The organism is Arthrobacter sp., assembly GCF_031988865.1.
Taxonomy (GTDB): Bacteria; Actinomycetota; Actinomycetes; order Actinomycetales; family Micrococcaceae; genus Arthrobacter_B.
Genome location: NZ_DALZXY010000034.1, coordinates 19,787 through 31,939, shown reverse-complemented (window position 1 = coordinate 31,939; position 12,153 = coordinate 19,787). Strand labels below are relative to the sequence as shown.

The 12,153-nt window shown below is 63.9% G+C and carries 12 protein-coding genes; 3 read left to right on the top strand and 9 right to left on the bottom strand.

What is annotated here, in order from left to right:
• Together RTN46_RS08325 and RTN46_RS08320 are read right to left on the bottom strand one after the other, a co-directional pair.
• On the bottom strand, window positions 1–493 hold a 493-nt coding region (locus RTN46_RS08325), incomplete at its 3' end, for a DUF6318 family protein (protein ID WP_312180502.1).
• Window positions 494–626: 133 nt separating this feature from the next.
• The gene (locus RTN46_RS08320) at window positions 627–1,280 is read right to left on the bottom strand and encodes a hypothetical protein (RefSeq protein ID WP_312180501.1); all 654 of its coding nucleotides are present in this window, start codon (window positions 1,278–1,280) and stop codon (window positions 627–629) included.
• Between the two features lie 350 nt (window positions 1,281–1,630).
• Here RTN46_RS08320 and RTN46_RS08315 point away from each other — a divergent pair, with 350 nt between their 5' ends.
• Both RTN46_RS08315 and RTN46_RS08310 read left to right on the top strand, forming a co-directional pair.
• On the top strand, window positions 1,631–3,076 hold the full coding sequence (locus RTN46_RS08315) for a stealth family protein (protein ID WP_396157510.1): 1,446 nt from the start codon (window positions 1,631–1,633) through the stop codon (window positions 3,074–3,076).
• Between the two features lie 129 nt (window positions 3,077–3,205).
• Entirely contained in the window at window positions 3,206–3,631 is a 426-nt protein-coding gene (locus RTN46_RS08310) for a pyridoxamine 5'-phosphate oxidase family protein (protein WP_312180500.1), read from the top strand.
• A gap of 131 nt (window positions 3,632–3,762) precedes the next feature.
• On the opposite strand, the gene RTN46_RS08305 is transcribed toward RTN46_RS08310, so the two are convergent.
• The gene (locus RTN46_RS08305) at window positions 3,763–4,659 is read right to left on the bottom strand and encodes a phosphodiesterase (protein WP_312180498.1); all 897 of its coding nucleotides are present in this window, start codon (window positions 4,657–4,659) and stop codon (window positions 3,763–3,765) included.
• Between the two features lie 281 nt (window positions 4,660–4,940).
• Between RTN46_RS08305 and RTN46_RS08300 the strand changes: the two genes are divergently transcribed.
• Window positions 4,941–5,513 (top strand): hypothetical protein, encoded by a 573-nt coding sequence (locus RTN46_RS08300; protein WP_312180497.1) that lies wholly within the window; start codon window positions 4,941–4,943, stop codon window positions 5,511–5,513.
• Between the two features lie 119 nt (window positions 5,514–5,632).
• Here RTN46_RS08300 and RTN46_RS08295 read toward each other — a convergent pair whose 3' ends face one another.
• The 6 genes from RTN46_RS08295 to RTN46_RS08270 all read right to left on the bottom strand — a co-directional run bounded on the left by RTN46_RS08295 (window position 5,633) and on the right by RTN46_RS08270 (window position 12,118).
• Window positions 5,633–7,180, bottom strand: coding sequence for a cytosine permease (locus tag RTN46_RS08295; protein WP_312180495.1), 1,548 nt, complete (start codon window positions 7,178–7,180; stop codon window positions 5,633–5,635).
• Window positions 7,177–7,599, bottom strand: coding sequence for a nuclear transport factor 2 family protein (locus RTN46_RS08290; RefSeq protein ID WP_312180494.1), 423 nt, complete (start codon window positions 7,597–7,599; stop codon window positions 7,177–7,179). The genes RTN46_RS08295 and RTN46_RS08290 overlap by 4 nt, the downstream gene beginning before the upstream one ends.
• Before the next feature lie 227 nt (window positions 7,600–7,826).
• A complete protein-coding gene (locus tag RTN46_RS08285) occupies window positions 7,827–8,852 on the bottom strand; it encodes a zinc-binding dehydrogenase (RefSeq protein ID WP_312180492.1) in 1,026 nt (341 codons plus the stop codon).
• Window positions 8,853–8,953: 101 nt separating this feature from the next.
• Window positions 8,954–10,009, bottom strand: a complete 1,056-nt coding sequence (locus RTN46_RS08280) for a zinc-dependent alcohol dehydrogenase family protein (RefSeq protein ID WP_312180491.1) — start codon at window positions 10,007–10,009, stop codon at window positions 8,954–8,956.
• 142 nt (window positions 10,010–10,151) lie between these two features.
• Window positions 10,152–10,547, bottom strand: a complete 396-nt coding sequence (locus tag RTN46_RS08275; protein WP_312180489.1) for a YchJ family protein — start codon at window positions 10,545–10,547, stop codon at window positions 10,152–10,154.
• Window positions 10,548–10,588: 41 nt separating this feature from the next.
• Window positions 10,589–12,118 (bottom strand): protein kinase domain-containing protein, encoded by a 1,530-nt coding sequence (locus RTN46_RS08270; RefSeq protein ID WP_312180488.1) that lies wholly within the window; start codon window positions 12,116–12,118, stop codon window positions 10,589–10,591.
• Window positions 12,119–12,153 lie beyond the last annotated feature (35 nt).

The window sequence follows — 12,153 nt, the reverse complement described above, 5'->3', positions numbered from 1 at the left end:
AGTCGCCCTCCGGCGTCAGGACATAGGCACTGTCTGCGTCTTGAAAGTTAATTTTGGCACCAGATATCCAATCGGATCCCGTAAATCCATCGGCGACCACATCGAGATATCGAGTGCAATCAGTGCAATCCGGCCCACTAACCGCCTTCAACGGCTCCACGTCACCGGTCTCATACCCATAATTCGCTAGGTCATACCAATACCTCGCGAAAGCAATCAGCCCGTCCTTGGACTCGACCTTCGCTTCCTCCGGCATCACCGGCAGCGGCACATTCTCCGCAGGCCCCTCGGCCGACGCCGGCTTATAGACAGCCGAAGGCGAGGGGCTGGGAGGCTCAGACTGGCTGGGCGAAGAACTCGCACTCGGAGACTCAGCAGCATCCGCACCCGGATCATCCGCCCCAGAACACCCGGCCAGCACCAGAACGCCCGCCACGGCCAGCGGAAGCCACCCACCCGAAGCGGCACGGCGTCGATCATCAAGACTGAACATGTAAGACCCCCGGGATAAGCCATCAGGACCAGTGCGCTAGATGCTACTCAAACTGCCGCAAAGCATACTGACTTATCCACAGGGCGCCACCGAATCAGCCTCCCAAAAAGCAGAAATCTGCCTTCAACGGCCCTCAGCCAGTATTCCGCAGCGACATCAGCATCCGCTTCACATCCCGGAACTCCTGCGAATCCTCATACGCGGCGGCCTTCTCCAGATGCTGTTGTGGGCCGCCGCCCTCATCCGGCGGAACCACCCCCGCAAACCGCCCGCCGCTGGCCTCCGTCAGGGAGAAGAAATCAAACAGCCCGCACGCGGCCTCCTCTGCAGAGGGCGGCGGCGCACTGACGACGGCGTAGGTAACCACGGCGCTTCCCGCTCCGGACGGCAGCAGAGAGCGGTAAACGAACCGCTGCGATGTGCCCTGCGCCGAGGCCAGCTCCGGCATTGGCTGGGCATCGTATTCGGTATAGGAGACCGGTTCCTGCAGCGGGGTGCAGACCTGGTCGGTGATGATCCCGGTGTCCAGCCAGGCGATCGCCCGGCCGGCGCCGTCGTATACCCGCAGCGACACACCGCCGGCCGGATCATTTGCCAGCGCCGCGGCTTCCTCCACCGACCAATCGTCACGGTACTCAAACTCCAGGCCCGAAGGCCCAACGGTGTAGGTGGACCACCCCGAAACGCCGCTCTGCGGCACAGTGTCCGGCGGCTGAAGCGTCGCACACGACGACAGGCCGACGCCGCCCATTACTGCCGCCGCAAACAGGGTGTTACGGTATCTCACATCGGCTCCCGAAGGTTTCCGCGTGCTATCCCACCATGCTACGCAGCCCCGGCAGCGCCGCCCATAGCTTCCCGCGGTTCCACGCACCCCGCCCGGCACCCACCTGGCCCGGTACGTCCGCTGGGCCCAGCTATCTGTGCAGCGTCGCACACGTTCCACATCCACGTGCCCTAGCGGCCTGACCCCTTTTGGAGGCTCCCATTACCGATATCTCCGCCGAACACGACGTTTACTTCGGAACTCCCGAAGAACGCAGCGAACCCGAAAATCTGCAGACCGCTTCCCTGGCCGTTGTGCAGCGCGTTGCACACCGCCCGAACGTCCAGAAGATCAAGGGCCGCCTGACCCTGATGGACACCGGCCTCACCCCCAACCAGGCGATGGTGGAGGACCTGCTCTTCGTCCGCCGCGTGCTCGACGACGCGGGCATCGATTACCTGCTCGTCCGCGGAAACGACGAACGCCCGGTCATCGCCATCGACCTGAGGCTGCGCGAAGACCTGCGCCGCGCCATGGTCGAAGCCTGCCGGGAGGAGCCTTTCTACTCACGCAGCGTGGACACGGACAAGTCGCGCACAATGCTGATTGCCGACGGCGGACTCTCCCGGCACAATAAAACCCGGATCTTCCGCTTATTCCGCCCGCGCGGGACCACCGGCACCAACCTGCTCCTGGGCGCATCGGCTGGCGTGCAGGTGGAACTCTGGGATCTTGGCAGCAGCGAAATCACCCTCCCGGTGGAAAACTCCCTGACCCGGCGCACCCTCCCCGCCACCGAAGTGGTCCGCGGCAGTGTGGACAAGCACGGCCTGACGTGGCCGACGATCGAGAACATGTTCGCCGATCACGCCACCGACATCCGCTTCGACGTGGACCTCGTTTTCTCCTGGGTGGACGGCAGCTCCCCCGAATACCGGGCCCGCCGGGCCACCCTGATGCAGGACGCAGTCGTCGGCGAGGGCGACGACCATGAAGCCAGGTACCGGCAGATCAACGAACTGAAGTACGCGCTGCGCTCCGTCTACATGTTCGCGCCCTGGATCCGGCGGATCTTCATCGCCTCGGATTCCCCGCGACCGGACTGGCTCGCCGACCATCCCTCGGTAACGTTCGTTCCAGCCGCCGAGCATTTCCGGGATCCGTCAGTGCTTCCGACCTTCAACTCGCAGGCCGTGGAATCCCAGCTCCAGCACATTCCCGGCCTCTCGGAGCACTTCCTGTATTCCAACGACGACATGTTCTTTGGCCGCAACGTCGGCCCGGACCTGTTCTTCTCCCCTGGCGGCATCACCAAGTTCATCGAAGCCAACACCCGCATCGGCCTCGGTGCCAACGATCCCGAACGCAGCGGATTCGAGAATGCCGCCCGGGTGAACCGCCGCCTGCTCTGGGAGCGTTTCGGCCGCATCACCACCCGGCACCTGGAACACACGGCTGCGCCGCTGCGCAAGAGCGTCCTGGTGGAAATGGAAGCCGTGTTCCCCGAGGAGTTCGCGGCCACGGCGGCCAGCAGGTTCCGCGCGAAGGACAACATCTCCGTCACCAACTCGCTCTACCACTACTACGCGCTGCTCACCGGCCGGGCTGTCACCCAGGAGACCGCCAAGGTCAAGTATGTGGACACCACCTCCTACCGCGGGCTCCAGTCCATGGACCGGCTCCTGGAGAAGCGCAACAAGGATCTGTTCTGCCTCAATGACGGCTCCTTCCCGGAAGTTTCCACCGAGGAACGCACCACCAGGGTGACGGACTTCCTGGAGAAGTTCTTCCCCATCAAGGCCCCCTGGGAGAACTAGGACAGGGCTTACGACGACGGCTGCCGGGGCAAGTATCCCTGCAGTCGTCGTCGGCGTGCCGGCCGGGCTCAAGGCCCCGCTGCCAGACCGCTGCTAGCGGCACAGCGGCACGCTTGGCAGACTGGGCACATGACTAACGATGAGAAGCCACCCGTTGTTGAACTCACGGCAGAGGAATCCTGGAAATACGTCGAGAAAACCTTCCATGGCAGGCTTGCGCTCAGCGTGGGGAACCAGCCGGACATCTTTCCAGTGAATTATTACGCGCACGACGGCGTGATTCTCTTCCGGACGGCGCCGGGAACCAAACTGGCGGAGCTCACCGTGAATTCAAACGCGGCCTTCGAGGTGGACGGCATCTACAGCGACGAGGCCTGGTCAGTCGTTATTCATGGGACCACCCGGGAACTCGAGCACAGGACCGAGATCGAAGCGGCCGAGCAGTACCCCCTGCGGGCCTGGGTCCGCACCGAAAAGCACCGCTATGTGGAATTGACCCCGACCAGCATCTCGGGGAGGTTCTTCAACCTCGGTCCGGAGCCTGGGCGGGACTGATCCGCGACTGAACGGCCGCTGGGCCCGGTCCAGTCAGGCTGCCAGCCGTGCGGCGTGGAACAGCCAGCCGGGGCAGTCAGGTGGCTCAGCGGCTGGTCAGGCCCCGACTGGTCGGGCTTCCAGCCGGGCAGTCAGGCGTTACTCAGCGCCCGGGCCTCGAGAATCCTGACACCGGCTGCCTCAAGGCGTCGCTGGGTCTCCGCTGCATCAACACGCTCCCCCACTGTCGCCTGTTCCTCGAGGGGCACCACGGAATGAACCACGGAATCCTCATACACATGGATCATGTTGAAGGCCTGCGCGGCGTCCTGCCCGCGCGTTCCGGGCGTCGCAAGGTCCTGTGTGTAACAGGTCGCCGAGGCCACGGAAACGGGAATACCGGCAAAGGTGGCAAAAGTTGAGTAGTGCAGGTGCCCGGCAATAATGGTGCGGACATCCGTTCCCTCAATCGCCGCCGCAAGGCCGCGCTGATCGCGCAGCTCCACCAACACGCTCAGGTCCTGGACGCTGGGAACCGGCGGATGATGCAGGGCCAGAATGGTCCCGTCCGGTGCCGGGGTACTCAGGACGGATTTCAGCCACGTAAGCTGAGCATCGCTGATTTCGCCGTGGTGGTAACCGGGGACAGTCGAGTCCAGGGTGATAATGCGCAGCCCGTTGACCTCATGGACGCGGTCCATCGGGGCCATGTCCGGCGCTTCATCCAGAAGGCGTTGCTTGAAAGTGTCCCGCCGGTCATGGTTGCCCATTACCCAGATAACCCGGGCACCCATCTTCTGCGCGGCAGGTTCCACGATGGCGCGAAGGTCGTCATAGGCCTCGGCCTCACCTTTATCTGCGAGGTCGCCGGTGAAGACAATCGCTTCCGGCTTGCGCTCCGCCGTCTCCAGCCGTTCGAAGAGGGACAACAGCTTCGCCCGGCTGTCCACAGCCCCGTACAGCGGGCCGGGACCGGCAAGCAGGTGGGTGTCACTCAGATGGAGGATGAAATGTCGCGGCCGGGGATGTTCGGCCGGGAGGTAATCCATTGCTGACCTTCTAGTGTCGTCCGGTGTCGTCTTGCGTCGTCCAGATTACGTCTGCGGGTGCTCGCTACCCTGTCAATCAAAGCAGAAATAGGGGGATGGGGGTAACTCTCCCCCGGCGTGTTGGTCCCGGCACCCCCTGTGAACCTGCCAGCCTCCGCGGGTTCACAACAAAGCCAATGGAATCCGCCGCCGTCGCAGGTTTTCTCTCCGGGCTCTGGCGCTGATACCTGCCCGGCCGTAGGCTCGTGCGTGAAAACCGCCGACCTCCGTAAGGAACCACCATGAAACTCAGCCATATTCCGCTGCGGCTCACCACCGGCGTTTACATCCTTAATTCCGGTTTGAACAAGCGCAATCTGGACCCTGAGTCAGCTTCCGGACTGCAGCACATGGCCGGCAATGCTTTCCCCCAGGTCCTGGACCTGGAACCCAAACGTTTCGGCAAGCTGCTCTGTGCCGGAGAAATCGCTGTTGGCCTCATTCTCCTGACCCCCTTTGTGCCGAGCAAGCTGGCCGGATTGGTGCTCGGGGGCTTCTCCGGCGGACTGGTCACCATGTACCTGAAGACCCCCGAATTCACGGAAACCGACGGTATCCGGCCGACCAACGCCGGGGTTCCCTTTGCCAAGGACATCTGGCTGCTTGGCGTTGCCGCGGCGCTGCTCCTGGACACCAAACACAAGACGAAGGTCAAGGTTGTTAAGGTCCCCACACCGGTAAAGGCCGCTGCGGCAGCCGCCGCCGTAAAGGCAGCTACGGATACCAAAGGCCACAAATCAAAGCACCACGGGTCGGAGCACCACAAAGCGAAGCACCACGGGCCGGAGCACCACAGGCCGGGTCACGGCAAGTAGTCCGGCTGATCCGGCCTACCGGCCCCTCTACGGAAAGACCCGGGTGCCGTTGGCACCCGGGTCTTTCTGATGAAATCCCGCCGGGTTGGTGACGTCCGGCTGTACCTGCTGCGGAACGGTCAGACGGTTGCACCGGCCTTCTCCGGAGCCGCTTCCTCTGCGGTGATCGGGGTGTTCTTCGGGGCTCCGGCGCGGACGAACCGGGGGCCCTGCGGCCCATAGGCGTCAGCCGGCTCCGGGAACAGGGTCAGCACCAGCGGATAGAGCAGGGCAGCCAGGCCGATCGAGACCGGGATGCTCAGGTCGATGCCCGCCGCGAGGTTGCCCAGTGGACCAACGAATTGTCCCGGCAAATTCACGAACAGGAGACCGGTGAGCGCTGAGACGCCCCAAACACCCATGGCACGCCAGTTCCAGCCGTTGTTGAACCAATAGCGTCCTCCGACCTGGCGCCGGTTGAAGACCTGCAGCGAATCGGAGTCGTACCAGCCCCGGCGGGTTACAAAACCGACGATCATGATGATCATCCAGGGTGCGGTGCAGGTGATGATCAGGACAGCGAAGGTGGAGATGCTCTGGACGATGTTGAAGGCGAACCGGCCGACGAAGATGAAAATGATGGCAATCGTGCCGATTAAGATGGTGGCCTGGATCCGGGAGAACCGCGGGAACACTGACGAGAAATCCAGGCCCGTTCCGTAGAGGGCGGTGGTGCCCGTGGACATTCCGCCGATTAGGGCAATCAGGCAGACCGGCAGGAAATACCAGACCGGCGCGATTTCCAGCAGGCCGCCGACGTAGTCGGAGTTTTCGAGGAACGCCGGCGCCTGGATCGCGATGATTGTGGCGGTGACGAGCCCAAAGAGGAACGGGACCATGGTCGCGACCTGGGCCAGCATGGCTGCACCCATGACCTTGATCTTGGGAGTCTCTGCCGGGATGTAGCGGGACCAGTCGCCCAGGAAAGCACCGAAGGACACCGGGTTGGACATCACGATCAGGGCGGCACCGATGAAGGACGGCCAGTACAGAGCTGCAGTTTCGGCATCCGCACCGGGGCCGAAGATCCCGGCGTAGGAGGGATCGAACGCTCCGGCGAAGGCGAAGATGCCCAGCAGGAAAAGTGCCGAGGCGGCAACCACTGCGATTTTGTTGACCCACAGCATAAACCGGTAGCCGTAGATGCAGACGGTAAGGATCAGGATGGCGAACACGGCGTAGGCAACGCTGAGGGTAAAGATGTTGTTGGGCAGGCCGACCAGGCGGTTGGCTCCGCCTACCAGAGCGTCACCGGAACTCCAGACGGAAATCGAGAAAAAGGCGAAGGCCGTGAGCAGGGACAGGAAGGAGCCGACGATGCGGCCATGCACCCCCAGGTGTGCCGAGGAGGACACGGCGTTATTGGTGCCGTTAGTCGGACCGAAGACCGCCATCGGGGCCAGGACCAGCGCTCCTGCCACCACACCCAGGACAGTGGCCAGCAGGGCATCCCAGAAGGAGAGGCCGAAAATGATGGGAAAAGATCCCAGTACGACGGTGGCGAAGGTATTCGCGCCGCCGAAAGACAGGCGGAACAGGTCAAGCGGCCGGGAGGTTCGTTCCGCATCGGGAATCGGTGCGATGCCATGCTGTTCCACTCGGGTGGTGGAAGGGGTCAACGCGCTCATGGTGCCTCGGTTTCGGAAACGGGCACCGTACGCGGAGCCGGGGACAGGTGTTCGTGGACAGCCAGGACGGAACCATCCGCGGTGCGGGCGAAGACAATCGTTTCCCGCTCCTGGGTGGCCGCCGTTGCGCCGGGCGTGCCGGCCACAGTATGGACGTCATGGGTGAAGATGGCGGAGGGTCCGGCCAGCTGGATCCGTGCGTTGGTGCTGGTGCAGGACTGCACGCTCCAGCCCTCCGCGATCCAGTCTTCCCACAGGGCCCGGTACTCGCTGCGTGAGTCCAGACGCTCCGGCTCGGTGTGGAAAACAAACGTGGCGTCTTCGCTGAAGGCACCGAAATAAGCCTCGGTGTCAGTGCTGGAAAACGCGGTCACGAGCCGTTGGGAAGCGGCTTCAACCTCACTGCGGGTCAGATGCATTACTGGCCCTCCTTTTACTGTGTGCCCGGGACGGCGGGCAGGGGTGTGTGTCGCGTCACCATTTCAACGCGAGTGTGACTACTAAACATCAAAAATTGCATATTAGGCAACTTATTTGTTACCGCGCTGCCAAAGCACCCAGCGCGCGCGTCATGAAACGCCATATAAAGCTGAAGGAGCCTTCCGCTGGTGCGGAGGCTCCTTCAGCTGTGGAAATGGCGGTGATGCTACGGAATGAGAACCAGCCGGATGGGGTTGCCTTCCTTTGCATCCAGCGACTTTACGGCCTGCTCGGCGTCAGCCAAGGGAATCCGGGCACTTACGGACTTGGCAAAATCCAGGCGCCCCAGGCGGGTCAGGGACACCAGCTGCGGCACGTGGTGCGCCTCTGATCCGTAATGACCGCGAATCTGCTTGCGCGCGTAGGAAAACTCCGTGCTGTCACTGATGGTCATGGGCTTGCCGCTGAGCCCCACGAGGACCAGGCGTCCGCGGGTCCCCAAGCTGTCGAGCGCCTGGGTCCGAACGGCGTCGACGCCGGCGAAGTCCAGCGCGACGTCGAGCCCCCGCCCGCCGGTCGCAGCCGCCAGGGACTCCTGAAAATTCTTATCCATCGGATCAAGGGCGAAGTCGGCACCGAAGGCGAGGGCCCGCTCACGGGCTTCCGGAAGGGGATCGACGGCGACAATCGGAGCCGCTCCAATCAGGCGCAGCAGCTGGACCCCGTGGGCTCCCAGGCCCCCGATGCCCCAGACGCCCACGGACTCACCGGCACGCACATCAGCCGTGGAGGAGATCGCTCCCCAGGGCGTGGAAACGGCGTCCGGAATGATCGAGGCCTGGTCGAACGGAATGTCATCCCCCAAGGGGACCAGCACGCCCGCGGGGACCACCAGGTATTCCGCCCAGCCGCCGTCGTAATCCACGCCCATGGTGAGTGTCACGCCGTTGTATTCGTAGCCTGCCTGCACCACCACGCGGTCTCCGGCAGTAACTGACGTGACACCGGGGCCCACCAGATCCACTGTCCCGGCCACCTCATGGCCAAGCGTGACCTCGTTGCCCTTGAGGAACTTGGGGCGGAGCAGACCCTGGATCAGGTGGACATCCGAAAGGCAGACGCCGGCCGCGCCGACCTTCACGCGGACGAACCCGGGTCCGGGGTCCGGCACAGGGACTTCTTTCATGGCGAACGTTCCGGTTTCGACATTCAGGCGTCCGGCGATCATAGTTCGGGAAGTGCCGTTAGACATTTGCAAACCTCTTACAACATGGAAACTGCGGCCGCTTTCTGCGGCCGCAGGCCCATTATCTTCCTGCGTAACAGGTGCTGCCAAAACGGCCGCCGGTGTTATCAGGCCTGCAGTATCACCTTCAGGGCATCGGTCTCCGCAGCCCGCGAGAACGTGTCATAGGCGGTCATGATGTCCTGCAGCGGATACCGGTGGCTGATGAACTGCTCGGCGGGAAGCTTGCCTTCGGCGATCAGCTTCAGCAGCATCGACAGCGTGTTCGTGTTGACCAGGCCCATGCTGATGTTGATGTTCTCGATCCACAGCCTCTCCAAGGCCAGGCTGACCGGTTTGCCGTGAACACCCACGTTCGCCACGTTGCCGCCCGGCCGGACAATCTGGGTGCACATCTCGAAGGTCGCAGGAATGCCAACGGCTTCGACAGCGACGTCCACGCCCCTGCCATCTGTCTGGGCCAGAATCTGTTCCTTCCAGTCGGCATCCCCGGAATTCACTACGTGAGTGGCACCGAATCGGCGGGCCTGCTCGACGCGGTTGGCGTCCAGGTCCACTGCGATGATCTTTGCTGCACCATAGAGCCCAGCCGTGGAGATGACGGCCAGACCGACCGGACCGGCGCCGACGACGGCCACGACGTCGCCCGGTTTCGTCCGGCCGTATTGGACGCCGATTTCGAATCCGGTCGGGAAGATGTCGCTAAGCAGGACGCCGTGTTCTTCGGAGACGCCCTCCGGCAGGAGGTACATCGAGGTGTCCGCATACGGAACCCGGACATACTCCGCTTGTGTGCCGTCGATCAGGTGCCCGAAAATCCAGCCGATTCCGGACTGCCCTTCGTCGCCCAGGCAGTGGGAATAGAGCCCCTCCTTGCAGAATTTGCAGGATCCGTCCGCCGAGACGCAGGCAAGGATGACCTTGTCACCGGCTTTGAACGAATTCACGCCGCTCCCGGTTTCAACCACCGTCCCTACTCCCTCATGGCCGAGGATCCGTCCCGGGGTTACGGCCGGCACATCTCCCTTCAGGATATGTAGGTCCGTACCGCAAATGGTGGTGGTATCTATTTTGACGATCGCGTCGCGGGGATCCTGGATTTTGGGATCCGGGACGTCCTTCCACGACTTTTTTCCGGGGCCTTCATAAACGAGCGCTTTCATAGTGTCCTCGTCTGCTTGGTCTGGCTACTTTCAGGCCAGTGGCCGGCCACTTCTCCGGAAGAGCATTCCGAACAGGACCCGCCGCTGCCTCGGGCCCCCTAAGACTAGGCCGGAGGTGCAGAACGCGGAAGGTTGGAGCCCGCTACTCGCCCTCAACGTAGAGCCAGCGGCCTTCTTCCCTAATAAAGCTGCTGCGTTCGCTCTGGACGCCGGCGGCTTCTTCCTCCCGGTAATGGGCTGCGAAAGCCACAACACCCGTGGAATCCAGCGGCCCGCCTGCCTGCGTGGACAGGATGTCCAGGCGACGCCAAATGCGTTCGGAGTCCAGGTCCAGGCGCGCCGGGCGGGCACTGGGATGCCAGGTCCGGAGCAGGTACCCGCTGTCACCGGTGACGAAGGCAGAGTACCGGGAACGCATCAGCGCTTCCGCCGTTGGGGCAGGGACGCTGCCGGCATGGAAACGGTGGCAGCATCCGCCATAGGTGTCCCCACTGAGGCAGGGACAGCGGTCGGAGGAGGAAAGCACCGGAAACGTCATGCCTCAAGTATGCGAGACTCGGCGTCCCATGCAAAACGTGTCTACGGCGTGCCCTCGGGCGGCGGCGTAGTTCCGCTGATTTGTCCGGGAATAGGCGGATACCGGCCCGGGTCAGCCGCGCCCACCCGCCCCGCTGCCAGGATTACGGCGATGGTCAGGACGGTCATGGCCAGGAGCGCGAGCAGGGCACGCCCGGCGATCATCGCGCGGCCAGGCGGCAGGCGCAGGATGCCTGCGGTCGCATTGCCAGCGCTGCGTGAGCCGGTGACTCTCCGCTTGGTTCCTGGCAGGTTCGCAGCGCCGACCGCGTGGAGCCGACCGATCGACGGAGGGGTCGGTGGCGCCGCAGGCGTGTGGACGTCCGGGTGCCGGAGACCCTCGTCCCCCGCCAGGTAGGCCCGCGCTGCCTGCTCCACTGCGGGTTCCGAGCTGGCCGCTGCCGAACCAACAGGTACCGAAGAGGCAGGCGCCGAACCGCCGGGGGACGGCACGGCAGGGGCCACAACGGCGGGCGACGCATCGGGGCCTTCGGGCTGCGCGGATTCCCCAAAAGGGTCGATGCCAGCCAAAAACGCGTCCTCGGCGGAAACAGCCATCTCTCCGGTGCCGCGCACTGCCCCGGAGACGATTGATTCGGCCGCGTCCCGGGCCGGGTCCGGACCGTCCGCGCCCATGTCCCGGTTCCGCGGGGGCCGGATCGCAGCGGACGCACCCGCCCAGCGGTAGTCCAGCAGAGAGGCGGAAACCTCCGCTGCGGTGGGGCGGTCGGCGGGATCGCGTGCCGTCATCGCGGCCAGCAGCGACGTCCACTGCGGTCCCAACGTCTGTGGGATCTCGGGGTCGCGGCTCAGGCGGGCGACGGCGGCTTCCACGGCACTGCCTGCGAACTCGATTCGTCCGGTCACACTCTCCAGCAGGACGAGCCCCAGCGAATAGATGTCCGAGGCAGTCCGTGCCGAACTGCCCGAGGCCTGTTCGGGGCTCAGATAGTTAGCCGTTCCAAGGGTCGCGCCGGTCGCTGTGATGCGGGCACCGTCAATCATGCGGGCGATGCCGAAGTCGGTTAGTTTCGCCCGCGGGGCGGTCCCGGCGATGGTTGGCGGCAACAGAATGTTGGCCGGTTTCACGTCGCGGTGGACGACTCCCCTGGCATGGATATAGGCCAGCGCTCCGGCCAACTCCGCTCCGATGTAGGCGACGTCGGCAGCGGGGACGGGATTATCCCGCAGGCGTTTGCGGAGGTCCGGCCCGTCAACCAGCTCCATAACCAAAAAGGCCCGTGGCTCGCCAGCTGCGCCGTCGTCACGGCCGGCGTCGTCCTTGCCTGCGTCAAAAAGCGTGACCAGTCCGGGGTGGGCGAGGGAGGCCAGCAAACGCATCTCTGTGTCCTGGCGCCCGACGTCGTCGGGGTCCACAGCACTCGCCCGGAAGAGCTTCACCGCAATATCGCGGCCGAGGGCTTCGTCCTGTCCTCGATAGACGGTGGCCATGCCACCGTGGCCTATGGGTTCGGTGAGTCGGTAACGGCCCGCAATCAGACGATTCAGGCCACCCGCTGCGCTGATTTCCATGCTGCAACCTTCTCTCGCCACTTAACAGTAGCGGC

Excerpts from the sequence above, each read along its gene's own strand:
- RTN46_RS08315 (WP_396157510.1), top strand. The coding sequence starts at position 1,631 with ATGGACACCGGCCTCACCCCCAACCAGGCGATGGTGGAGGACCTGCTC.
- RTN46_RS08310 (WP_312180500.1), top strand. The coding sequence starts at position 3,206 with ATGACTAACGATGAGAAGCCACCCGTTGTTGAACTCACGGCAGAGGAA.
- RTN46_RS08305 (WP_312180498.1), bottom strand. The coding sequence starts at position 4,659 with ATGGATTACCTCCCGGCCGAACATCCCCGGCCGCGACATTTCATCCTC.
- RTN46_RS08300 (WP_312180497.1), top strand. The coding sequence starts at position 4,941 with ATGAAACTCAGCCATATTCCGCTGCGGCTCACCACCGGCGTTTACATC.
- RTN46_RS08295 (WP_312180495.1), bottom strand. The coding sequence starts at position 7,180 with ATGAGCGCGTTGACCCCTTCCACCACCCGAGTGGAACAGCATGGCATC.
- RTN46_RS08290 (WP_312180494.1), bottom strand. The coding sequence starts at position 7,599 with ATGCATCTGACCCGCAGTGAGGTTGAAGCCGCTTCCCAACGGCTCGTG.
- RTN46_RS08285 (WP_312180492.1), bottom strand. The coding sequence starts at position 8,852 with ATGTCTAACGGCACTTCCCGAACTATGATCGCCGGACGCCTGAATGTC.
- RTN46_RS08280 (WP_312180491.1), bottom strand. The coding sequence starts at position 10,009 with ATGAAAGCGCTCGTTTATGAAGGCCCCGGAAAAAAGTCGTGGAAGGAC.
- RTN46_RS08275 (WP_312180489.1), bottom strand. The coding sequence starts at position 10,547 with ATGACGTTTCCGGTGCTTTCCTCCTCCGACCGCTGTCCCTGCCTCAGT.
- RTN46_RS08270 (WP_312180488.1), bottom strand. The coding sequence starts at position 12,118 with ATGGAAATCAGCGCAGCGGGTGGCCTGAATCGTCTGATTGCGGGCCGT.